The sequence below is a fragment of the Novosphingobium sp. YAF33 genome (assembly GCF_052113265.1).
Classification (GTDB): Bacteria; Pseudomonadota; Alphaproteobacteria; order Sphingomonadales; family Sphingomonadaceae; genus Novosphingobium.
On record NZ_JBFRCW010000003.1, the window covers coordinates 53,912 to 75,730 of the forward strand.

General features: G+C 65.1%; 20 protein-coding genes. 11 read left to right on the plus strand and 9 right to left on the minus strand.

The annotated features are described in order from the left end of the window. Positions 1–82: 82 nt before the first annotated feature. Positions 83–541 (minus strand): GreA/GreB family elongation factor, encoded by a 459-nt coding sequence (locus AB4Z00_RS07410; RefSeq protein WP_442045512.1) that lies wholly within the window; start codon positions 539–541, stop codon positions 83–85. Continuing rightward, on the minus strand, positions 538–2,409 hold the full coding sequence (locus AB4Z00_RS07415; protein ID WP_314465325.1) for an ATP-binding cassette domain-containing protein: 1,872 nt from the start codon (positions 2,407–2,409) through the stop codon (positions 538–540). The genes AB4Z00_RS07410 and AB4Z00_RS07415 overlap by 4 nt, the downstream gene beginning before the upstream one ends. A 235-nt stretch (positions 2,410–2,644) precedes the next feature. Here AB4Z00_RS07415 and AB4Z00_RS07420 point away from each other — a divergent pair, with 235 nt between their 5' ends. From AB4Z00_RS07420 to AB4Z00_RS07440, 5 genes are all read left to right on the plus strand, one after another. Next, positions 2,645–2,989 carry an FtsB family cell division protein gene (locus AB4Z00_RS07420; protein WP_442045513.1) on the plus strand — a complete coding sequence of 115 codons (345 nt, stop codon included), beginning with the start codon at positions 2,645–2,647 and terminating at the stop codon, positions 2,987–2,989. Positions 2,990–3,183: 194 nt separating this feature from the next. Continuing rightward, complete coding sequence (gene pdhA / locus AB4Z00_RS07425) at positions 3,184–4,269, plus strand: pyruvate dehydrogenase (acetyl-transferring) E1 component subunit alpha (protein ID WP_132262828.1); 1,086 nt, start codon at positions 3,184–3,186, stop codon at positions 4,267–4,269. Next, positions 4,269–5,645 (plus strand): pyruvate dehydrogenase complex E1 component subunit beta, encoded by a 1,377-nt coding sequence (locus AB4Z00_RS07430; protein ID WP_314465322.1) that lies wholly within the window; start codon positions 4,269–4,271, stop codon positions 5,643–5,645. Before pdhA ends, AB4Z00_RS07430 begins: the two co-directional genes overlap by 1 nt. A 156-nt stretch (positions 5,646–5,801) precedes the next feature. Continuing rightward, positions 5,802–6,494 (plus strand): hypothetical protein, encoded by a 693-nt coding sequence (locus tag AB4Z00_RS07435; protein ID WP_442045514.1) that lies wholly within the window; start codon positions 5,802–5,804, stop codon positions 6,492–6,494. A gap of 97 nt (positions 6,495–6,591) precedes the next feature. After that, positions 6,592–7,068: a hypothetical protein gene (locus AB4Z00_RS07440; RefSeq protein ID WP_442045515.1), complete on the plus strand. Its 477-nt coding sequence runs from the start codon at positions 6,592–6,594 to the stop codon at positions 7,066–7,068. A 45-nt stretch (positions 7,069–7,113) separates the two neighbouring features. Here the strand turns inward: AB4Z00_RS07440 and trmFO are convergent, their stop codons facing one another. The 3 genes from trmFO to gyrA form a co-directional block, all read right to left on the minus strand. Continuing rightward, the gene (gene trmFO / locus AB4Z00_RS07445; RefSeq protein ID WP_442045516.1) at positions 7,114–8,460 is read right to left on the minus strand and encodes a methylenetetrahydrofolate--tRNA-(uracil(54)-C(5))-methyltransferase (FADH(2)-oxidizing) TrmFO; all 1,347 of its coding nucleotides are present in this window, start codon (positions 8,458–8,460) and stop codon (positions 7,114–7,116) included. A 109-nt stretch (positions 8,461–8,569) separates the two neighbouring features. Beyond that, positions 8,570–8,914, minus strand: a complete 345-nt coding sequence (locus AB4Z00_RS07450) for a DUF952 domain-containing protein (RefSeq protein ID WP_442045517.1) — start codon at positions 8,912–8,914, stop codon at positions 8,570–8,572. Next, entirely contained in the window at positions 8,911–11,718 is a 2,808-nt protein-coding gene (gene gyrA / locus AB4Z00_RS07455) for a DNA gyrase subunit A (RefSeq protein WP_442045518.1), read from the minus strand. Before gyrA ends, AB4Z00_RS07450 begins: the two co-directional genes overlap by 4 nt. Positions 11,719–12,048: 330 nt before the next feature. Here gyrA and AB4Z00_RS07460 point away from each other — a divergent pair, with 330 nt between their 5' ends. Continuing rightward, complete coding sequence (locus AB4Z00_RS07460; protein WP_314465312.1) at positions 12,049–13,404, plus strand: hypothetical protein; 1,356 nt, start codon at positions 12,049–12,051, stop codon at positions 13,402–13,404. An 80-nt stretch (positions 13,405–13,484) separates the two neighbouring features. Here AB4Z00_RS07460 and AB4Z00_RS07465 read toward each other — a convergent pair whose 3' ends face one another. After that, positions 13,485–14,153: a carbonic anhydrase gene (locus tag AB4Z00_RS07465; RefSeq protein WP_132262812.1), complete on the minus strand. Its 669-nt coding sequence runs from the start codon at positions 14,151–14,153 to the stop codon at positions 13,485–13,487. Between the two features lie 84 nt (positions 14,154–14,237). Between AB4Z00_RS07465 and lipA the strand changes: the two genes are divergently transcribed. Both lipA and AB4Z00_RS07475 read left to right on the plus strand, forming a co-directional pair. Beyond that, a complete protein-coding gene (gene lipA / locus AB4Z00_RS07470) occupies positions 14,238–15,191 on the plus strand; it encodes a lipoyl synthase (RefSeq protein WP_132262810.1) in 954 nt (317 codons plus the stop codon). A gap of 16 nt (positions 15,192–15,207) precedes the next feature. Further along, positions 15,208–15,648, plus strand: coding sequence for a type II toxin-antitoxin system RatA family toxin (locus tag AB4Z00_RS07475; protein WP_132262808.1), 441 nt, complete (start codon positions 15,208–15,210; stop codon positions 15,646–15,648). A 45-nt stretch (positions 15,649–15,693) separates the two neighbouring features. Here the strand turns inward: AB4Z00_RS07475 and AB4Z00_RS07480 are convergent, their stop codons facing one another. The 3 genes from AB4Z00_RS07480 to AB4Z00_RS07490 are packed head-to-tail and all read right to left on the minus strand — an operon-like array spanning position 15,694 to position 17,999. Then, complete coding sequence (locus AB4Z00_RS07480) at positions 15,694–16,221, minus strand: CinA family protein (protein WP_132262806.1); 528 nt, start codon at positions 16,219–16,221, stop codon at positions 15,694–15,696. 1 nt (position 16,222) lies between these two features. Then, positions 16,223–16,777, minus strand: coding sequence for a hypothetical protein (locus AB4Z00_RS07485; protein WP_442045519.1), 555 nt, complete (start codon positions 16,775–16,777; stop codon positions 16,223–16,225). Positions 16,778–16,787: 10 nt separating this feature from the next. Beyond that, positions 16,788–17,999 (minus strand): bifunctional 2-C-methyl-D-erythritol 4-phosphate cytidylyltransferase/2-C-methyl-D-erythritol 2,4-cyclodiphosphate synthase, encoded by a 1,212-nt coding sequence (locus tag AB4Z00_RS07490; protein ID WP_442045520.1) that lies wholly within the window; start codon positions 17,997–17,999, stop codon positions 16,788–16,790. Between the two features lie 100 nt (positions 18,000–18,099). Here AB4Z00_RS07490 and dusB point away from each other — a divergent pair, with 100 nt between their 5' ends. From dusB to AB4Z00_RS07505, 3 genes are read left to right on the plus strand one after another with little or no spacing between them, the layout of a single operon-like run. Beyond that, positions 18,100–19,173, plus strand: a complete 1,074-nt coding sequence (gene dusB / locus AB4Z00_RS07495; RefSeq protein WP_134092913.1) for a tRNA dihydrouridine synthase DusB — start codon at positions 18,100–18,102, stop codon at positions 19,171–19,173. Then, positions 19,170–20,309, plus strand: coding sequence for a two-component system sensor histidine kinase NtrB (locus AB4Z00_RS07500; protein ID WP_442045521.1), 1,140 nt, complete (start codon positions 19,170–19,172; stop codon positions 20,307–20,309). The genes dusB and AB4Z00_RS07500 overlap by 4 nt, the downstream gene beginning before the upstream one ends. Beyond that, entirely contained in the window at positions 20,306–21,715 is a 1,410-nt protein-coding gene (locus tag AB4Z00_RS07505) for a sigma-54-dependent transcriptional regulator (protein WP_442045522.1), read from the plus strand. The genes AB4Z00_RS07500 and AB4Z00_RS07505 overlap by 4 nt, the downstream gene beginning before the upstream one ends. Positions 21,716–21,819 lie beyond the last annotated feature (104 nt).

The window sequence follows — 21,819 nt, forward strand, 5'->3', positions numbered from 1 at the left end:
AGGCCCCGTGTTTCGTTTCAGGTTCGGTGGTTCGTGCCGGCGCTGTCCTGCCGGTCCCGCGCCGCCGGGCGCGATAAGCGGGTCAGGCGATGAGTTCGAGAATCTCGATCGCTTCTTCCCGTCCGTTGAAGTCGACGAATTCTCCCGCCTCGGCGCCCAGCAGGGCGCGGGCGAGCGGCGCCGTGAAAGCGAGGTCGCCCTTGGCGGGCTCGGCTTCGTCATGCCCGACGATGCGGACCTCGCGCGGCTTGCCGTTCAGCGCGAAGCGCACGCGGTGGCCGAACATCGCCTTTTCTCCGCTGGGCGCAGGCTGGACTGCCGCCGTCGACAGCCGCTTCTTCCAGTAGCGCAGATCGCGTTTCGCGGTGTTGAGGGCGGATTCCTCCGCCAGCGTCGGGATCTGCGCCTCAAGCCCGGCGATCCGGGCATGGATCAGGTCCATGCCCTCACGCGTCACGAGATTGGGGCCGGGCGGGATCGGCACCTCGAACTTCGGCTCCAGGTGCTCCTCGTCGCCGTCGCGCCGGAAAGCGACGCTCACGCGTTGCCGCCCATGTATTCGTCCATGGCCTCGCTGGCTTCGAACCATCCGGCCTCCGCCACTTCCAGATCCTCTGCCGCCTGGGTGCGGCGCTTGCCGAGTTCGCCGATGTTGAACTTGGCCAGGTCGCCCTTGATCGAGGACGGATCGGCCAAGGCGGAGTCAAGCGCTTCGAGCTGCTGCTGGATGCGCTTCATGCGGGTTTCGGTCTCGGAGACCTTCTTGCGCAGGGCCTTCAGTTCCTCGCGGGCGATGGCCCCCGACTTGCGGGCGGGCTTGCCGTCGCCGCCATTCGACTTGGGCTGGTTACGGCCCAGCACGAAGTCGATGTAGTCCTCCATCGACCCGTCGTAGTTCTCCGCCGTGCCCTGGTCGACCAGCACCAGCCGGTCCGCCGCGAGTTCGACCATGTGACGGTCGTGGCTGACCAGGATGACCGCGCCTTCGAAGGCGTTCAGCGCCTGGACCAGCGCCTCGCGCGCGTCGACGTCGAGGTGGTTCGTCGGTTCGTCGAGGATGAGCATATGCGGCGCCTCGCGGGTGACCAGCGCCAGCGCGAGGCGGGCGCGCTCGCCGCCCGACAGCGTGGCGATCTCCGCCGTCGCGCGGTTGCCCGAGAAGCCGAACCGGCCAAGCTGGCCGCGCACCGCTACCGGCGGCTTGTCCACCATGGCGCGGGTCATCAGTTCGAGCGGTGTCGAGCCGGAGGGCAGCTCTTCCACCTGATACTGCGTGAAATAGCCGATGCGGATCTTGGGCGAGAAACTGAGCGAGCCTTCCATCGGCTCCAGCTGGCGGGCGAGCAGGCGCGCCAGCGTGGTCTTGCCGTTGCCGTTGCGGCCGAGCAGGGCGATGCGGTCCTCGGGATCGATGCGCAAGTTCAGACGGCGCAGGATCGGCTTGTCCGCCTCGTAGCCTACCGATGCGAGATCGAGCGTCACCAGCGGCGGGCGCAGCTCGTCCGGGCTGGGGAAGTCGAAGCTGAGCGACGAATCCTCGGCCATGGCCGCGATCGGCTGCATGCGCGCCAGCATCTTGGCGCGGGACTGCGCCTGCTTCGCCGTGGAGGCGCGGGCGGAATTGCGCGCGACGTAATCGGCCAGCTTCTTGCGCTGGGCGTCCTGGTTGGCGCGGGCGGCGGCGGCCTGTGCGGCCCGCTCGGCGCGAATGCGCTCGAAGCTGTCGTAGGTGCCCGGATAGAGCGTCAGCTTGCCCTGCTGCAGGTGCAGGATGTGATCGACCACGTTGTTGAGCAGGTCGCGTTCGTGGCTGATGACGATCAGGGTGCGGGGATAAGTCTGGAGGAAATTCTCCAGCCAGAGCGTGGCTTCGAGGTCGAGGTGGTTGGAAGGTTCGTCGAGCAGCAGCACGTCGGGCTGCGAGAACAGCAGGCCGGCAAGGGCGACGCGCATCTTCCAGCCGCCCGAGAAGCTGTCGAGCGGGCGTCCCTGCATTTCCTCGTCGAAGCCGAGGCCGACCAGGATGCGCGCGGCGCGGGCTTCGGCGGTATAGGCGTCGATCGCGATCAGGCGGTCGTGCAGGTCGCCAAGGCGGTTCGGGTCGGCGCAGGTTTCGGCTTCGGCCAGCAGGTCGGTACGCTCGACATCGGCGTCGAGCACGGCCTGAAGCGCGGTCCGGTTACCGGCAGGGGCTTCCTGGGCGATGTAGCCGAGGCGTGCCCGGCGCGGCATCTCCACGGCGCCGCCATCGGGCTCCAGTTCGCCGATGATGGCCTTTACCAGCGTGGACTTGCCCGCGCCGTTGCGGCCGATGAGGCCCACCTTACCATCCTTGGGGATGGTGGCAGCGGCCTGGTCGAGGATGGTGCGCCCGCCAAGGCGGACGGTAATGTCGCGGATCGTCAGCATGGGGCAGCGCCTAGAGGATTTTGAGCGCGGTTGGAAACATCTTCCGAACTCGCGCTATTAGCTCGCGTTCGAAGCGCGTTTTCGAGGGGGCTGTGTTCACACGTGAACGCGCCGAAAGCCTGTCCCAGAGTTATCAACACCAATATGCCCAGTATTGCGACAGCCGGCGATGAAGCGGCCTGTTCGAAAACCGGGCGAATCGGTTATCAATTTAACTTGCAACGCGGAATCACTTATGATTCTATCGCTTTTCATGAGGTCCAGCTCTCCCATCATGCGTCAGGACGCCAGCCTTGCCAAGGAACGCCTGGTCCAGGGCATTGCGCTTGCGCTGCTCCTGCTGATGGGTGCTTTCGTGATCGCGGGTCCCAGCGGCCTGATCGCCTGGACAGAGAATCAGCATCTGCTGGAAGAGCGCAACGCCAAACTGGCCGATCTGCGCCTCACGCGCGATCACCTCAAGAACCGCGTGGGCCTGCTCGACCAGAACCATGTCGACCCCGATCTTGCCGGTGAGTTGCTGCGCAGCAATCTGAACGTCGCCCGGCCCGACGAAATGGTCATGCTCATCAACAAGTGATTCCGTTCCGCGCCGGGCCAGCCCCGGTTCGCGGTGATGGAAAGCTGACGGAATCGTCCAATTGTGGCCGTTCTGTTGCGGATGGCCATAATTTTTGTGCCACTTACGGCAAATTTCCTTCATCGCGCTTTCGATTTCCGCAGGGGGTCCTATAAGCGGCCCGAAATCAATCGCACCAACGATGGGGAGCCCCGTTGCCCAAAGCCAAGACTGACGCCGGGTCCGGCGCCGAGCCAGCCGTAGTATCGGCACAGGACGAAGACTTCGCGCTGCACAGCCTCCAGGAGGCACTCGCGGCCGATCGGCGCTACACGCCGAACAAGGAAGAGCTTCTCAACCTCTACGAGCAGATGGTACTCATCCGCCGCTTCGAGGAACGCGCAGGCCAGCTTTACGGCCTGGGCCTCATCGGCGGTTTCTGTCACCTTTATATCGGCCAGGAAGCCGTAGCCGTGGGCCTTCAGTCCGCGCTAGATTCCAACCGCGACTCGGTCATCACCGGCTATCGCGATCATGGCCACATGCTTGCCTACGGTATCGACCCGAAGGTGATCATGGCCGAACTGACCGGCCGTGCTGCGGGCATTTCCCGCGGCAAGGGCGGCTCGATGCACATGTTCAGCGTGGAGCATAAGTTCTACGGCGGACACGGCATCGTCGGCGCCCAGGTTTCGCTGGGTGCAGGTCTCGCCTTCGCGCACAAGTACCGCGAAGACGGCGGCGTCGCGATGGCCTACTTCGGCGACGGCGCGGCCAACCAGGGCCAGGTCTACGAGAGCTTCAACATGGCGGCTCTCTGGAAACTGCCGATCATCTTCGTGATCGAGAACAACGGCTATGCCATGGGCACCGCCGTGAAGCGCGGCTCGGCCGAGACGCATTTCCACCGCCGCGGCACCGCGTTCCGGATTCCGGGCATGCAGGTGGACGGCATGGATGTTCTCGAAGTTCGCAAGGCTGCGGAAGTGGCGCTCGAATACGTGCGTGCCGGCAATGGTCCGGTGCTCATGGAGCTGAACACCTACCGCTATCGCGGCCACTCGATGTCCGACCCTGCCAAGTATCGTAGCCGCGAGGAAGTGCAGGACGTTCGCGAGAAGCGCGATCCGATCGAGCATGTGAAGCAGGATCTCGCCGCGCTTGGCGTGGACGAAGCCGCGCTCAAGGAAATCGACAAGCGCGTCCGCGCGCAAGTCGCCGAGTCGGCGGACTTCGCGGAGAATTCTCCCGAGCCCGAACTCTCTGAACTCTATACTGACGTCCTGGTGGAGCGCTACTGATGGCGATCGAACTGAAGATGCCGGCGCTCTCTCCGACGATGGAAGAGGGCAAGCTCGCCCGCTGGCTGGTGAAGGAAGGCGACGAAGTCAAATCGGGTGACATCCTCGCCGAAATCGAGACCGACAAGGCGACGATGGAATTCGAAGCCGTCGACGAAGGTACCGTTGGCAAGATCCTCGTGGCCGAAGGCACCGAGGGCGTGAAGGTCGGCACGGTCATCGCCGTGCTGGCCGGTGAAGGCGAAGACGCATCGAGCGTCCAGGCTTCGGCTCCGCAGGCAGAAGCGGCTCCCGCCGCCGAAGCCGCTCCGGCTGCCGAAACCGGCGCGGCCAAGGCCGAAGCGCCGGCCCGTGCACCGGCCAAGCGGGATCCCGAGATCCCCCACGGCACCAACATGAAGACCTCGACCGTTCGCGAAGCGCTCCGCGACGCGATGGCCGAGGAAATGCGCCGCGATCCGCGCGTCTTCGTGATGGGCGAGGAAGTGGCCGAATACCAGGGTGCCTACAAGGTGACCCAGGGCCTGCTCGAGGAATTCGGTCCGCAGCGCGTGATCGACACCCCGATCACCGAATATGGTTTCGCCGGCATCGGTACGGGCGCGGCCATGGGCGGCCTGCGTCCGGTCATCGAGTTCATGACGTTCAACTTCGCCATGCAGGCGATCGACCACATCATCAACTCCGCCGCCAAGACCAACTACATGTCCGGTGGCCAGATGCGCTGCCCGATCGTGTTCCGTGGCCCGAACGGCGCCGCGGCCCGCGTCGGCGCGCAGCACTCGCAGAACTACGGTCCGTGGTACGCCAACGTGCCGGGTCTCGTCGTGATCGCGCCTTATGACGCCTACGACGCCAAGGGTCTGCTCAAGGCAGCGATCCGCAGCGACGATCCGGTGGTGTTCCTCGAAAACGAGCTGATCTACGGCCGCACTTTCGAGCTTCCCGAGCTTGACGAGCATGTCCTGCCGATCGGCAAGGCCCGCATCATGCGCGAAGGCAAGGACGTGACGATCGTGTCCTACTCGATCGGCGTCGGGCTCGCGCTCGAAGCTGCCGAGCAGCTTGCCGGCGAAGGCATCGATGCGGAAGTCATCGACTTGCGCACGCTGCGTCCGCTGGACAAGGAAACCGTGCTGGAAAGTCTCGCCAAGACGAACCGTATCGTCGTGGCCGAAGAAGGCTTCCCGGTCTGCTCGATCGCTTCGGAAATCTCCGCGATCTGCATGGAAGAAGGCTTCGACGACCTGGATGCCCCGGTGGTCCGCGTCTGCAACGAAGACGTTCCGCTGCCTTATGCGGCCAACCTCGAGAAGGCGGCGTTGATCGACACGCCGCGTATCGTCGAGGCGGTCCGCAAGGTCTGCTACCGCTGACAAAGATGAGGCGGCGGAGGAAACTCCGCCGCCTTTTTCCTGGATCGGTTCCTGGGCGAACCTCTTTACAAGAAATGCGCGCAGCACGCGCGCAGGCATGCAGGCTCTGCACGAAGCGGGACTTGCACCTGCCGACTGGCCGACTAGAGAGGCTCCGTGCCTGACAATTCCGCCTCACCGGCTTCCGCCAGCCAGGGTCCCGAAGACCTTCTTCTTCCCACCATCACGCAAAGCGCGCGGCTTGCGCTGTCCTACGCGACGGCGTCCTCACGCTTGCCGACACTCGCGCTGTTCGCGCTCGACCAGCGACTGGCCGGCCTGCTGCGCCATTCGCGCGAGCCGATGCTGGCGCTCATTCGTCTGGCATGGTGGCGGGAGACCCTGGGCCGCGACGCTTCCGAGTGGCCGGAGGGCGAACCGCTGCTCAATGCCTTGAGGAGCTGGAACGGCGCGCATAAACCGCTTGCAGCCCTTGTCGATGGCTGGGAGGCGCTGACCGGCCCGGCGCCCCTGCCGCCGGAATCGCTGCAAGCCATGGCCGAAGGGCGCGGCGCGGCGTTCGCGGCGCTGGCCGAAGCGCTCGGGCGGCCCGAAGAGGCCGAGGCGGCCGGTAGGATCGGACGGCGCTGGGCGCTCGCCGATCTGGCATCGCACTTGCGCAATCCCGAAGAAAGCGTCGTGGCGCAGACCCTCGCGCGCGACACCTCGCCCGGATCGCCGCGCCTATCGCGCAGCCTGCGTCCGCTGCTGGTCCTGCAGGGACTGGCGCAGCATCGTCTGGCCACGGGCAGCGAGACATCGCCGGGCGCGGTCGTCAAGGCCATGCGCCTGGGCTTGTTGGGGTTCTAGGACCGCAGACCGGTCTGCCTCAGGTGCCGGTGAAGATTATGTAATTTCGCGCGGCCCGGGTGCCGCGGCTAAGTGGCCGCCTCGCAAGGGGGCCAAGATGAACCTTTTTGTTCTGGGTGCTTTGGCGGCGCTGGTCATGGTGTCGGTGGGGCTGTTCTGGTGGCAGGGCCGTGCCGCCGTGGAAAGAGGCGCGCCATTGCCGCAGGCGCCTGTCAGTTCGATCGCTCCGCAGGAAATGCCGAGCGCGGACTTGTCCGAAATCGACGGGCCGGAATTGCCCGAGGCGACGGAGCAAACGCGCGAACAGCGCCGTTTCGGCCGTTACGACCGGAACCGCGACGGCAGGATCACCCGCAACGAGATGCTGTCGACACGGGTGGACGGGTTTCGCAAGCTCGACCAGGACGGCAACAACTTGCTGACGTTCGAGGAATGGGCCGTGGCGACGGTCACCAAGTTCGATGGCGCCGATGCGAATCAGGATCAGGCGCTGACACCGGAGGAATTCCGCAAGACGGCGCCGCCTCCGGCCAAGGCGAAGCCCGGGCCGAAGTGCAGCTGCAAGCCGAAATGACGCCGTAGAGAGGGATCCGCGACGAGTAGGCTGGACCCGCGAGGATCAGGCGGGGGTCAGCGCGTCCAGCCAGGGGGCGATTTCCACCTTCGCGCGCTCGGTATAGGCTTCCTTGCGCTGCTTCTTCTTCACGTCGTGAAGCGGCGGGAACAGCCCGAAATTGACGTTCATCGGCTGATAACTTTCCGCTTCGGCGTCGCCGGTGATGTGCGAGAGCAATGCACCCAGCGCGGTGGTGCGCGGCGGGGCCTGCCACTCGCCACCGGCGAGCTGCGTCGCCGTCATGAGGCCAGCCATCAGGCCAACGGCCGCACTTTCGACATAGCCCTCGCAACCGGTGATCTGCCCGGCAAAGCGGACATGCGGCGCGGTCTTGAGCCGAAGCTGGCGGTCAAGAAGGATCGGCGAATTGATGAAAGTGTTGCGGTGCAGGCCGCCCAGACGCGCGAACTCTGCGTTTTCGAGGCCGGGAATGGTGCGGAACAGGCGCACCTGCTCGGCGTGCTTGAGCTTGGTCTGGAAGCCGACCATGTTCCAGATCGTACCCAGCTTGTTGTCCTGGCGAAGCTGGACGACGGCATAGGGCCAGCGGCCGTTGGGGTGCTCCGGCGTCGCCCAGTGCGGATTGTCGAGACCGACCGGCTTCATCGGCCCGAAGCGCAGCGTCTCCACGCCGCGTTCGGCCATGACCTCGATCGGCATGCAGCCGTCGAAATAGGGCGTGTCCGCTTCCCATTCCTTGAAAGCGGTCTTTTCGCCTTCGACCAGCCCCCGGTGGAAAGCCAGGTACTGGTCCTTGTCCATCGGGCAGTTGATGTAGTCCTTGGTCTCACCCTTGTCCCAGCGCGAGGCCATCCAGCACACGTCCATGTCGATGCTTTCGCGGTAGACGATGGGGGCGATGGCGTCGAAAAACGCGAGACTGTCGGCACCGGTCGCGCGGCCGATGCTGCCTGCGAGCGATTCGGCCGTCAACGGGCCAGTGGCGACGATGGTCGTGCCGGTATCGGGCAGGGTATCGACGCGCTCCCGGACGATCTCGACATTGGGCAGCGCCGCAAGACGCGCCTCCACTTCGGCCGAGAACAAGTCACGGTCCACTGCGAGCGCGGTGCCGGCGGGAACTTGCGCCTTGGCCGCTGCCGACATGATCAGCGAATCGCAGCGGCGCATTTCGTGGTGCAGCAGGCCGACCGCGTTCTTTTCGTCGTCGTCCGAGCGGAAGGAGTTGGAGCAGACCAGTTCGGCAAGGCCGTCGCCCTGGTGGGCCGGGCTGCGCTCGCCGGTGCCGCGCATTTCGGAAAGGCGCACGCGAAAACCGCGGCGCCCGAGCTGCCAGGCGGCTTCGCTTCCGGCGAGGCCGCCGCCGATGATGTGGACGTCTTGTGTCATGGCGCCAGCGCCTAGACCTTTGCGCGGCATCAGGGAAGGGCGCAAGGACAGGGTATGGCAATCAACCGGCGTGCCGGTGCAGCCCCGCTGGTTCAGCAGTGCCGAAAGCTCAGTCGCCCGGAAGGATCAGCTTGCCGGTGGCATCCCGTTCGGCGGGACCATGAGCGATCACGGCGGAAAGCGGCAGGTCGGCGTAGATGTGCGGGAACAGCGCGCCGCCGCGCGAAACTTCCCACTTCACCGCATCGCCCAAGACGGTGAGATCAACAGCGGCGATGCCGAGGCCGGACTGTCCGGCGAAGTGCTTCTCCAGCGTCTCTTGCGCCTGTTCGGCCGTGGACATGTGGATATAGCCGTCGGCAAGATCGATCGGGGCGCCGGTGAAGGTGCCGTCGGAGAGCAGCCGATCGAGCTGCTCTCCGGTCAGGATCTTGTAAGCGACCGTCGCCGTCACGCTTCCGTGTCCGGCGTGTCGGTATCGGGCAGGTCGCCTTCCGGCGAACCGGTTTCAGGCGCATGGCCCGTGACGGGTGCATCACCCTCGATGGCCGCATCGACAGCGCCTTCGACGATGTCTTCCTCGGCCGGTTCGTCAAGGCGCACGGCGCTGACGACGTGCTCGTTGTTCGACACGTTGAACAGGCGCACGCCTGCCGAACCGCGGCCAATCACTCGCAGCGATTCGAGCGGCAGGCGGATCAACTTGGCCTGGTCAGTGACGAGCATGAGCTGGTCGGCGCGGCTAGCCGGGAAGCTGGCGACGACCGGGCCGTTGCGCTCGATATTGTCGATATTGGTGATGCCCTGGCCGCCGCGGCCGGTGCGGCGATACTCGTAGGCCGAAGACATCTTGCCGTAACCGTTGGCGCAGACGGTCAGGATGAACTGCTCCTTCTCGACCAGATAGGCCAGGCGTTCGCCGTCGAGCGTGCTCTCACCGTCGCGCTCGCCCTTCCAGGGCGCGAAGCGGAGATAGGCCTCGCGCTCGTCCTGGTCCTGCACGCCGACGCGGTGCAGGATCGACAGCGAGATGACTTCGTCGCCTTCCTTCAGCGTCATGGCCTTGACGCCGGTGGAGGTGCGGCTCGCGAATTCGCGGACCAGGTCGCCGGCGAAGCGGATGGCCTTGCCCTGGCGGCTCGCCAGCAGGACGTCGTCCGAATGGTTGAGAAGGGCCACGCCGATCAGGCGATCGTCGCTGTCGTCGTCGAACTTCATCGCGAACTTGCCGTTCGACGGGATGTTCGCGAAAGAGTCCATGGCGTTGCGGCGCACGTTGCCCTTGGCGGTCGCGAAGACCACCGAGAGCTTGCTCCACTCCTTCTCGTCCTCCGGCAGGGGGAGCACGGTCTGGATCGTCTCGTCCTTGTCCAGCGAGGGCAGGAGGTTGACGATGGGGCGGCCGCGCGTGGTCGGGCCGCCTTCCGGCAGCTTGTAGACCTTGAGGCGATAGACCTTGCCGGCGGTGGAGAAGAACAGCACCGGGTTGTGCGTGGACGTGACGAACATCGTGGTCACGACGTCCTCGTCCTTCGTTGCCATGCCGGCGCGGCCCTTGCCGCCGCGCGCCTGGGCGCGGAAGGTCGAGAGCGGGGTACGCTTGATGTAACCGTCCATGGTGACGGTTACGACCATTTCCTCGCGCTCGATCAGGTCCTCATCCTCGATGCCGTCGGCGGCACCGGTGATCTGGGATACGCGCGGAGTGGCGTAAAGCTCGCGCACGGCGACCAGCTCTTCGCGCATGACGGCGTAGAGCTTGACCCGGTCGGCCAGGATCGAGAGATATTCCTCGATCGCAGCGGCCAGTTCCTTCAGCTCATCGCCGATCTCGTCGCGGCCCAGCGCCGTCAGGCGGTGCAGACGCAGATCGAGAATCGCCTTCACCTGAACTTCGGAAAGGCGATACGATCCGCCGTCCTGCTCGGCATTCGGCTCGATAGCCTCGACCAGACGGATATACGGCGCAATGTCCCCGATCGGCCATTCCTTGGCCATCAGGCGCGCGCGTGCCGTTGCCGGGTTCGGGGCGCTGCGGATCATGACCACGACTTCGTCGAGGTTGGACACCGCGACGACCAGGCCGAGCAAGATATGCGCCCGGTCGCGCGCCTTGTTCAGTTCGAACTTGGTGCGGCGGGTGATGACTTCTTCGCGGAACTGGATGAAGGCCTGGAGGAAGCCGCGAAGGTTGAAGACTTCGGGGCGGCCGCCGTGGATCGCCAGCATGTTGGCGGCGAAGTTCGACTGGGCCGGGGTATTGCGCCAGATCTGGTTGAGCACGACCTCCGGGGTGGCATCGCGCTTCAGGTCGACGACGACGCGCACGCCTTCGCGGTTGGATTCGTCGCGGATGTCCGAGATGCCCTCGATCCGCTTTTCCTTGGCGGCTTCGGCGATCTTCTCGACGAGGTTCGACTTGCCGACCTGGTAGGGGATCGAGGTGAGGACGATCGAACGGCGGTCGCCGCGGCCTTCCTCGATCTCGTGGCGGCAGCGCATGATGATCGAGCCGCGGCCCGTCAGATAGGCGTTGCGCGCGCCGCCCTGGCCAAGGATCAGCGGGCCGGTGGGGAAGTCGGGCGCCGGGATGATCTGGATCAGGTCCTCGACCGTGATCGCCGGATTTTCGATCATCGCCAGGCAGCCGTCGATCACTTCGCCCAGATTATGCGGCGGAATGTTCGTGGCCATGCCGACGGCGATACCGCCGGCGCCATTGACGAGGAGGTTCGGGAAGCGCGCCGGAAGCACGGTCGGCTCGCTTTCGGAGCCGTCATAGTTGTCGGCGAAATCGACGGTGTTCTTGTCGATGTCGGCCAGCAGCTCGTTCGCCACTTTGTCCAGGCGCGCTTCGGTGTAACGCATGGCGGCCGGCGGATCCGGGTCCATCGAGCCGAAGTTGCCCTGGCCGTCGATCAGCGGCAGGCGCATCGACCACGGCTGCGTCAGACGGGCCAGTGCATCGTAGATCGCGCTGTCGCCATGGGGGTGATACTTACCCATGACGTCGCCGACGATACGACTGGACTTGCGGTAGGGACGACCGGCAACGTAGCCCGCTTCCTGGCAGGCATAGAGAATACGGCGGTGAACCGGCTTAAGGCCGTCGCGCACGTCGGGCAGGGCGCGGCTCACGATCACGCTCATCGCGTAATCGAGATAGCTCGTCTTCATCTCATCGACGATGTCGATGCGGGTATATTCGCCTTCGGGACCGAGGTGTTCGGGGCCGTTGATGTCGGTGTCGTCGCTCACGCGCTGGATCGTTCGTTGCTGCGGGACAAAGGGTGATGGATCGCCCTAGGGCATGCGCTGGGCGAAAGCCACATGAACAGGAGGGGGCGTTCCATCCTCCGTGCTTTTTTCCACACTTATGGGCCGAAGGGAGTGGAGAGCCCGGACCGACGCCCGGCGGGAACCCCCGAGGCTGCGGCGAATTGCATTCAAACAGCGTTAAGTGGCGGCGTTCTAATTGCGCCTCTAGGTTGCCAAGCGGTCAATTCGCCGCCACACCGGCACCACCGATTTCAGGAGATTTCGCCGTCCGGCGTGTCTTCGATTTGTCTTGATGAGGAGTTGGCCTGAATGGCTCGCAAGTTCCTGATTTCCCGTATTGCCCTGGCCGTAGCCATGACCGGCGGAATGGCCGTCGCGGCAGCACCGACAACGGTTGCCGCCAAGGAGAAGGAGAAGGCGCCCGCCAAGGCTACTTTCTCCAAGGAATATGCGGCGGTTGCCGCGCCGGTCGACAAGGCGATCGCGGATTCCAAGGCGAATGCCGCGGTGACGGCCGCCTCGCAAAAGGCTCAGGCCGCCAAGACCGATGCTGAAAAGGCTGCGGCCCGCGCCGAAGTCGACGCGGCCATGGGCGGCGTTCTGGCCCAGCTCCAGACGGCCGAGGCACAGGCCACGCAGCCGTTCGACAAGCTGAAGCAGGGCGAAATGACCCGCAATGTCGGCGTTCTGATGAACGACCCGGCGATGCAGAACAAGGGCCTCGTCATGATGCTCGACAGCGGCCAGACCAGCCCTGAATCGCTGGGTCAGGTCCAGTATCTGGCCGGCGTCACCGCTTATCAGAGCGGTCAGTACGATGTGGCTGCACGCTATCTGCAGCAGTCGTTCGACGGCGGCTACCGCGATACGCAGAACATGATCCAGCCGCTGCTGGCGGACTCCTACAAGCGTTCGAACAACCCGCAGGCGGCGCTGGCGATGGTCCAGAAGGAGCTGGAAGCGGCCAAGGCGAACGGCACCAAGCCGAGCGAAACCTCGATCCGCAGCGCGCTTCAGGCTTCCTACGATGCCAAGCAGCTTGCGCCGTCGACCGAATATGCGGCGATGCTGGCGCAGTATTACCCGAGCCCGGCTTCGTGGAACATCGCGATTTCGATCGTGCGCCAGCTGGCCTCGCTCCAGAACGCCGAGAACCTCGATCTCATGCGCCTGATGAACGTCACCGGCGCGATGAAGGACAAACGCGACTATCTGGAATATCTCCAGAACGTCGATCCGCGCGCCTTCCCGGGTGAAGCCGTCAAGATCATGGATCAGGGTCTGGCCAAGAGCCTGCTGACCCAGGCCGAAGTCGGCCAGGACCGCGCCAACAGCGCTGGCCGCGTCGCTGCGGACAAGGCCTCGCTGCCTGCCACCGAGCGTGACGCCATGAAGCCGGGCGCAACCGCAGCCCAGGTGACGGGCGCTGCCGACGTGTTCCTCAGCTATGACGAATACGCGAAGGCCGAGACGCTCTACAAGGCGGCCCTGGGCAAGTCCGGCGTCGATGCCAACAAGGCCAATCTGCGCCTTGGCATGGCGCAGGCCATGCAGGGCAAGGCGGCCGATGCGCAGGCTACCCTGGCCAAGGTCAGCGGCACGCGCGGCCCGGTGGCCAAGCTGTGGTCGGCCTACGCCGCTTCGAAGGGCACGCCGGCTTCGTAAGCCGCTGCCTCAGGCACAAAAAAGGAAAGGGCGGCGGGGAAACCCGTCGCCCTTTCCTTTTGGCTTTGCGATTTCGCGTTTTACGTGACCGGCGCGAAGTCTCCGCTCGCGTCGTCCATCATGTGCAGCTCTCCGTCCGAAATCGCGAAGAAAGCGCCGCGCAGCTTGAGTTCGCCGGCCTTCACCTTGTGGCGGACGCAAGGGAAGGTCATCAGGTTTTCGAGGCTGACCCGGACGGCCGCCTGCTCCATCTGACGCTCCGCGGGACGGCCGCTGGTGCCGAATTCGGCTGCGACCGGGCCGCGCGCCTCGTCCAGCATCGAGATCCAGTCGGCGATGAAGCCGCCCTGGCCGGGCTCGGTGCCGTGAAGTTCCTGAGTCAGCGCCGCCTTGCAGCCGCCGCACATGCCGTGGCCCATGACCACGATTTCCTTCACCTTCAGGACCTGTACCGCGAATTCCAGCGCGGCAGAAACGCCGTGGTGACCGGGCGTGGTCTCGAAGGGCGGAACGAGCGCGGCGACATTGCGGACGACGAAGATCTCGCCGGGATCGACGTCGAAGATCTGCGAGGGATCGACGCGGCTGTCCGAGCAGGCGACGATCATGACTTCGGGCTGTTGCCCTTCGCTCAGGCGTGCCCATCGCTCGCGATTGGGGCTCCACCCGCTACTGCGAAAGCGGTGGTACCCTTCTAGCAGGGTATCGAGGACGCGTTGTTGGTCGTTCGGGGCGCTGGAATCGGTCATGGGATGCCTCCATTGAAACGCACGCAATCCATAGAGCGGATATTCGCACTGGCAAGCTGGCAAGCTTGCGACTATCTGGACGGCATGAACGATCTTTCCTCCGTGCCAAGCCCAGAGCAGAAGCCCGAACGTCAACGCAAGCCCGACTGGATCCGCGTGAAAGCGCCTACCAGCAAGGGATATGGCGAGACGCGCCAGTTGATGCGGGATCTCAAGCTCAATACGGTCTGCGAGGAAGCGGCCTGCCCGAACATTGGCGAATGCTGGACCAAGAAGCACGCCACGGTGATGATTCTGGGCGACACCTGCACGCGCGCCTGTGCCTTCTGCAACGTGAAGACCGGCATGCCCGGCCGCGTCGATCCTTCCGAGCCCGAGCATGTCGCCGAGCTGGCGCTGAAGACGGGCCTCGAACACATCGTCATCACCTCGGTTGACCGCGACGACCTGCCGGACGGCGGCGCGAACCAGTTCGTCAAGGTGATCCAAGCGCTGCGCGCGGCAACGCCTTCCACCACGATCGAGATCCTGACCCCGGACTTCCGCGGCAAGATGCGCCGCGCGATCGAGGCGATCGTCGCCGCCGGTCCCGACGTCTACAACCACAACCTCGAAACGGTGCCCCGGCTCTATCCGACGATCCGTCCCGGCGCGCGCTACTACGCTTCGCTGCGCCTGCTGGAGGAAGTGAAGGCCCACGATCCGAAGATCTTCACCAAGTCCGGCGTCATGCTCGGCCTGGGTGAGGAACGTCTGGAAGTGCACCAGGTCATGGACGACATGCGCTGCGCCGATATCGACTTCCTGACGATGGGCCAGTACCTGCGCCCGACGCCGAAGCATGCCGAAGTGAAGGAATTCGTCACGCCCAAGGCCTTCGACGCCTATGGCGCCATCGCCCGTGCGAAGGGCTTCCTGCAAGTGGCGTCCTCGCCGCTGACGCGATCGAGCTACCATGCCGGCAAGGACTTCGCCGAGATGCGTGCTACCCGCGAGGCGCAGCTTGCCAAGGCCGCGCTGGCAAAGACGCCGCGCTGAGCCGGAAGACGTAGCAGTGCCCGGAATTCACGAGACGCAGCGCCTTCCCTATAGCGCAGAGCAGATGTTCGACCTTGTGGCCGATGTCGGCCGCTATCAGGAGTTCCTTCCCTGGGTGGTCGCCACCCGGGTGAAGTCCGACGATGGCACGGAAATGGTCGCGGACATGCTCGTCGGCTTCAAGGCCCTGCGCGAGAAGTTCACCTCGCGCGTCGAGAAAGTCCATCCGCGCGAGATCAAGGTCCATTACGTCGACGGTCCGATGAAGGACCTTCACAACCACTGGATCTTCCATCCGGTGGATTCGCATAGCTGCGACATCGAATTCGACGTGCGTTTCAGCTTCCGCAACGCCCTGTTCGAAAAGCTGGCAGGCCAGTATTTCGACAAGGCCTTCCGCAAGATGGTGGCCGCCTTCGAAACCCGTGCGCACGAGCTATACGGCGAGCCGGTCTGACTTGAAAACGCCGTCCCGGATCCAGTCCGGGACGATGTTCCTGGCTCAGTCCGCGTAAGCCGGCAGTTCGGTACCCGGCAGCAGCAATTCCAGCGCGACTACCGCCGCGTGATGGCGGATTTCCGCGCGGTTGGCGCCTTCGATCAGCTTCTGCTCGGCATGAACTTCCTCTTCGCCGCGATGGGCGCGGGCGAAGACCACGGTGCCGACCGGCTTGAGTTCGCTGCCGCCATCCGGACCGGCAATGCCGCTGATCGCCACGGCCACATCGGCATGGCTATGCGTGATGGCGCCTTGCGCCATCGCCCATGCCGTCGCCGGAGATACGGCGCCGAGCGTATCGATGATGTCCGAGGGAACCCCCAGCATCTCCTGTTTCGATTCGTTCGAATATGTCACGAAGCCGCGATCGAGCACGGCCGAAGAGCCGGCCACTTCGGTCAGGGCGGCGCAAACGAGGCCTCCGGTGCAGCTCTCGGCCACGGACACCTTGCGTCCGATCGCCTTGTTTTCGGCAATGACGCGCTCCGCCAGGTCGTAAAGATCCTGCGGGAATAGGATGTTGCGAGACATGTCAGTCCTTGCAGAGAGTGAAGCCGCCGAGCTTCGCCTTCCCGGGCGCGACTTCATCGGCCTTGGAAGTGACTTCGATCAGCAGGGCGATCAGGCTGGCGGTATTCTCGGGCGGGAGAGGGGAAAGCAGGTCCAGCGCAAGGTCGACCTTGTCACAGGATTTCAGCGGAAGTTCCTGGGAAACAAGGCCTTCCACCGTGATGTCGACAAGCGGCCGCAGCGATTCGTCGGGCAGATTGCGCGCGAACTGGCCGACTTGCGCGTCCTTGCCTTCGCCCAGCTTGAGGAAGGCCGCCTTGGCTTCCGGCCAGTAGCGGGCCTTCTGCGCCGCGTAACGGGTGACGAGTTCGGCGCCGTGGCTGCGCAGGAAGGAATCGCTCGGAAGCACCTGGGCGCAGCGCTTGCTGGTGCCGGAAATGACCTGGGGCAGGGCGTAGCCGAACAGCGAGCGCGCCTCGGCCTTGGTGAGGCACGACTGCTGGGCGCTGGCCACACCGGGCGCGATCGCCAGCGCGGTGAGCAAGGCGAGCGTGCAGGTCTTGCGAAGAGTGGACATCGTCGGCTCCTTAAATCCGTACCAGGCTGACGACGGCCTGGCAGGCGATTCCTTCTGCCCTACCCGTGAAACCCAGCTTTTCGGTGGTTGTTGCCTTCACGCTGATCAACCCGGGGTGAACGACGAGAATTTCCGCGAGCCGCGCGCGCATGGCTTCGCGGTGAGGGCCTATCTTCGGGGCCTCGCAGATGATCGTGACGTCGGCATTGCCCAGCGCATAACCGGCTTCGGCGATGAGCTTTCCGGCGTGGGCAAGGAAGCGGTCCGAAGCCGCGCCTTTCCACTGTGGATCGCTGGGCGGGAAGTGCTGGCCGATGTCGCCTTTGCCCACGGCGCCGAGCATGGCGTCGACCAGGGCATGGATGGCCACATCGGCGTCGGAATGACCGGACAGGCCATGGGTATGAGCGATCTTCACGCCGCAGAGCCAGAGTTCCTCGCCTTCCTCCAGGCGGTGAACGTCATAACCCGTGCCCACGCGGATAGGCGGGGCGGCTGCGGCGAAGTCCGAGGAATAAGTCAGCTTGTGCAAGGCTTCGTCTCCTTCGACGAGCGCGATTTCCATGCCGGAAGCCTGGGCGACCTGGGCATCGTCTCCGGCGTTTGTAGGGCCGTCCCAGGCGCGGTGCGCACCGAGAATTCGGTCGAAACGAAAGGCCTGCGGAGTCTGGACCCGGCGCAAGTCTTCCCGCCGCGCCGGTGCGCCCATGACTTCGCCGTCTCCGGACGTTTCGGCATGGGCGAGGCTGTCGGCCACCGGCAGCACCGGAATGGCGCCCTCGTGATCGTCCAGGGCAGCCAGCAGCCGGCCGATCACGGCGGCGGGAAGCAGTGGCCTTGCGGCGTCATGTATGAGGACGAAATCGGGATCGCCGCCCACGAGGACTTCGAGCCCCAATCGCACTGACTCCTGGCGTGTTTCGCCGCCGTTGGTGAACAGTATGCCCTCGATCCCCGAGAGCGTTTCCGCCGCCAGGGTTTCCGCGCCTTGCGGTATCACCACGAGAATCGGTTTCACGCCGGCGCTGGCGAGGGCTTCCACCGAATGACGGATCACCGGTTTGCCGCGCCAGGGTGCGAATTGCTTGGGGAGCGGCTGCCCGGCGCGCAGTCCCTGGCCCGCTGCCACGACGACGGCGGCAACGGTCGAGACAGGCACCGGCGTGGCGGTGCTGGGATGTTCGGCGGGACGCTGGGGCGTTTCTGACAGGTCTTGCGACATTGTCGTTGCCGGTAATCGCTTGCCGAGGCGAGGGCAATCCACTATGCGCTGCCTGTTTTTTAGGCACATCTCGTTTTTCAGGCAATTACCGGTTCACGCAATGAAGACTCTGCCCACTCCTCCGGCTGTCAAGCCGATCCAGGTCGGTCCCGTCACGGTCGACTGCCCGGTCGTGCTCGCGCCGATGACCGGCGTGTCCGACCTGCCGTTCCGCAAGATGGTGCGCAAGTTCGGCTCGGGCCTGAACGTCACGGAGATGATCGCCAGCCCCGCCGCCATCCGCGAGACCCGCGTTTCGCTGCAGAAGGCGATGTGGGACCAGATCGAGGATCCGGTGTCCATGCAGCTCGTCGGCTGCGAACCGGAGCAGATGGCGGAGGCGGCGAAGCTGGTCGAGGATCGCGGCGCCGCGATCATCGACATCAACATGGGCTGTCCGGTCCGCAAGGTCGTCAACGGTGACGCCGGTTCGGCGCTGATGCGCGACGTTCCCTTGGCGACGCGCCTGATCGAAGCGACCGTCAAGGCCGTGAAGGTGCCCGTCACCGTGAAGATGCGCATGGGCTGGTGCCATGACAGTCTCAACGCGCCGGAACTCGCCCGAATCGCCGAGGACCTCGGCGCGAAGATGATCACCGTCCACGGCCGCACCCGGAACCAGATGTACAAGGGCTCGGCCGACTGGCGCTTCGTGCGCGGCGTGAAGGAGGCTGTCTCCATTCCCGTGATCGTCAACGGCGACATCTGCGGCATCGACGATGCCGCCGCTGCGCTGGAGCAGTCCGGTGCCGACGGCCTGATGATCGGCCGCGGCGCTTACGGAAAGCCCTGGATCCTCGCCCAGGTCATGCAGTGGTGGCGCGGCAACGGCCTGATGCAGGAACCCGATTTCGGCCAGCAGTACGAGATCATCCGCGAACACTATGAGGACATGCTCTCGCACTACGGCCGCGAAACCGGCGTGAAAATGGCGCGCAAGCATCTGGGCTGGTACGTCAAGGGCATCAAGGGTTCGGCCGAGTTCCGCAACCGCGTCAACTTCGTCGATGATCCTGACGAAGTCCTGCGCTCGCTCGCCGAGTTCTACGCGCCGTTCCGCGGGATGTCGGGCAGTGAAGCAGCCAGCCCTGATGGCGAGACCGGCACCGCATCGGCAGACCGTCAGGCTGCATGAACTTTACGCCGCACACGGCCCTGCATACGACTTTGCCCGCGGCGTCCCGGCTCGTTGCCAGCCTGCCGCAAGCGGTTGTCCTGCTGGAACCGGGTCTGCGGATCGCGTCGCTCAATCCGGCTGCTGAGCAGTTCTTCGGCCAGTCCCTGCGTCTTCTGGTGGGTACGCCGCTGCAGGAAATGCTGACGTTTTCCGACCAGCTTCTGCTGGAGCGCCTGGACGATTATGAAACCCCGGTTTCGGCGCGCGAAGTGGTGGTCACGCTCAAGGGCAAGGGCGCGCGCCGCATCGACGTGAACGTCGCGCCGATCGCGGACACGCCGGGCTGGCAGGTGCTGACCATCCACGACAACACGGCAACCGAGGCGCTCGGAGACGATTCCGGCGGCCCCGACAATGCGGTGCTGCGCGGGCCGGAGATCATGGCCCACGAGATCAAGAACCCGCTGGCCGGCATCCGCGGCGCCGCGCAGCTTCTTGCCCGCAAGGTCGAGGACAAGGACCGCGCGCTGACCGATCTCATCACTCTTGAGGTTGACCGGATCGCCAACCTGATCGACCGGATGCAGAAGCTCAGCCGCCGCACCGCGCCGCCGGTAGAGCCGTGCAACCTGCACGAATCGGCGCGCCGCGCGCTCGACGTGCTGTCCGCTGCCAATGGTGCGGCGCCCGAGCGGGTCAAGCTGGTGGAAGAGTTCGATCCTTCGCTGCCCGCCGTGCTCGGCAGCCCGGACGCCCTGGTGCAGGTGATCATCAACTTGCTCGCCAATGCGTCGGAAGCCTGCGCGAACGAGGAAAACCCCCGCGTCACGATCCGCACCCGCTTCGCCAGCGGTCTCCAGCTCCATACCAGCGACTCTGGGGAGCCCGTGCGCCTTCCGGTGGAACTGCGTGTCACGGACAATGGCCCGGGTGTCGATCCGGCCATGCGCGATCATATTTTCGAACCGTTCGTCACCACCAAGAAGTCCGGGCAGGGCCTTGGCCTGCCGCTCGTGCGCAAGCTGGTGCGCGACATGAACGGCCGCATCACGCACGAGCGCGACGAGGAGGGCGGCCTCACGCACTTCCGCGTGCACCTGCCGCTGGCGCGCGAAACCCGCAGCCGATCAAACAGAAGGAGACCGGCAGCGTGAGCGTGCTGCTCGTCGAGGACGACCTTTCGATCGCCATCGTCATCACCGCAGCGCTGGAGGCGGAAGGCTTCTGCGTGGTCCATTGCCAGTCGATCGCCGAGCGTGACCGGCTGCTGGAGGAGGGGCCTTATCAGGCGCTCGTCACGGACGTGATGCTGCCCGACGGCGACGGAATCGAGACGATCGACCGGGTTCGCGCCCTGCATCCGGCGCTGCCGATCGTCATCGTCTCGGCGCAGAACACCCTCGATACGGCGGTACGTGCCACCGATACCGGCGCCTTCGAGTACTTCCCCAAGCCTTTCGACATCGACGAACTCGCCCGCACCGTCCGCCAGGCGGCGGGAGCGGGACAGGGAACGGCGGTGGAAGGCGAGGAACCGCTGGGCGACGGCCTGCCGCTGGTGGGCCGCAGCACGGCGATGCAGACGGTCTTCCGCATGATTACGCGCGTGCTGCGCAACGATCTGACCGTGCTGATCCTCGGCGAATCCGGGACCGGCAAGGAGCTTGTCGCCGAAGCGGTACACAACCTCGGGCATCGCCGGGCTGGCCCCTTCATTGCCGTGAACACGGCCGCGATTCCCGCCGAACTCATCGAGAGCGAACTGTTCGGCCACGAGAAGGGCGCCTTCACCGGCGCCGTCGCCCGGCACGTCGGCAAGTTTGAGCAGGCCGCCGGGGGCACGCTGTTCCTTGACGAAATCGGCGACATGCCGATGCAGGCCCAGACGCGGCTGCTGCGGGCGCTCCAGTCCGGCACGGTGCGCCGGGTGGGCGGACGGGAAGAAATCCGGCTCGACGTCCGCATTATCGCCGCGACCAACAAGGACCTCGAACCGGAAATCGCGGCAGGGCGATTCCGCGAGGACCTCTATTACCGCCTCAACGTGGTCCCCATCCTCATGCCGCCGCTGCGCGACCGCCGCGACGACATCGACGTTCTGGCTCGTCATTTCCTCCAGCATGCCGCGAACGAGGGACTGCCTCGCCGCCAGTTGACGAGCGAGGCCGCGGAATTGCTCAGCCGTCAGCCCTGGCGGGGCAACGTGCGTGAGCTGAAGAACTTCATCTACCGCCTGGCCCTGCTGGCGCGCGAGGATGCCATCGATCCGGAAAGCATCCAGTCCCTGCTGACCGCGGAGACTCCGGCCGTGCCCGAGGAGGACAGCGGCGACATCGCGCAGGCCGTCACCCGCTGGCTGGCTATGGAGAAACCCGCCAGCGGCACGATCTACCAGGCCGCCGCCGCAGCCTTCGAAAGGCCTCTGTTTGCCGAAGTGCTCAAGGAAACCGGGGGAAACCAGCTGCGCGCGGCGCAGGCCCTCGGGATCAATCGCAACACTTTGCGTAAGCGCCTCAGTGAGTTGGCTCTCGATCCCGAGGAATTCGTTCGTCGCTCATGATACGACCTTGATGGATTCGCCCTTGCAAAGCAGCAACACCGGCGTTGTAACGGTGCAACGATGAACGAGACCCTGGTCCACAAACGCGCCTGGCCGCGCTGGTG

Excerpts from the sequence above, each read along its gene's own strand:
- AB4Z00_RS07415 (WP_314465325.1), bottom strand. The coding sequence starts at position 2,409 with ATGCTGACGATCCGCGACATTACCGTCCGCCTTGGCGGGCGCACCATC.
- AB4Z00_RS07420 (WP_442045513.1), top strand. The coding sequence starts at position 2,645 with ATGATTCTATCGCTTTTCATGAGGTCCAGCTCTCCCATCATGCGTCAG.
- AB4Z00_RS07430 (WP_314465322.1), top strand. The coding sequence starts at position 4,269 with ATGGCGATCGAACTGAAGATGCCGGCGCTCTCTCCGACGATGGAAGAG.
- AB4Z00_RS07440 (WP_442045515.1), top strand. The coding sequence starts at position 6,592 with ATGAACCTTTTTGTTCTGGGTGCTTTGGCGGCGCTGGTCATGGTGTCG.
- trmFO (WP_442045516.1), bottom strand. The coding sequence starts at position 8,460 with ATGACACAAGACGTCCACATCATCGGCGGCGGCCTCGCCGGAAGCGAA.
- AB4Z00_RS07460 (WP_314465312.1), top strand. The coding sequence starts at position 12,049 with ATGGCTCGCAAGTTCCTGATTTCCCGTATTGCCCTGGCCGTAGCCATG.
- AB4Z00_RS07465 (WP_132262812.1), bottom strand. The coding sequence starts at position 14,153 with ATGACCGATTCCAGCGCCCCGAACGACCAACAACGCGTCCTCGATACC.
- lipA (WP_132262810.1), top strand. The coding sequence starts at position 14,238 with ATGAACGATCTTTCCTCCGTGCCAAGCCCAGAGCAGAAGCCCGAACGT.
- AB4Z00_RS07480 (WP_132262806.1), bottom strand. The coding sequence starts at position 16,221 with ATGTCTCGCAACATCCTATTCCCGCAGGATCTTTACGACCTGGCGGAG.
- AB4Z00_RS07485 (WP_442045519.1), bottom strand. The coding sequence starts at position 16,777 with ATGTCCACTCTTCGCAAGACCTGCACGCTCGCCTTGCTCACCGCGCTG.
- AB4Z00_RS07490 (WP_442045520.1), bottom strand. The coding sequence starts at position 17,999 with ATGTCGCAAGACCTGTCAGAAACGCCCCAGCGTCCCGCCGAACATCCC.
- dusB (WP_134092913.1), top strand. The coding sequence starts at position 18,100 with ATGAAGACTCTGCCCACTCCTCCGGCTGTCAAGCCGATCCAGGTCGGT.
- AB4Z00_RS07500 (WP_442045521.1), top strand. The coding sequence starts at position 19,170 with ATGAACTTTACGCCGCACACGGCCCTGCATACGACTTTGCCCGCGGCG.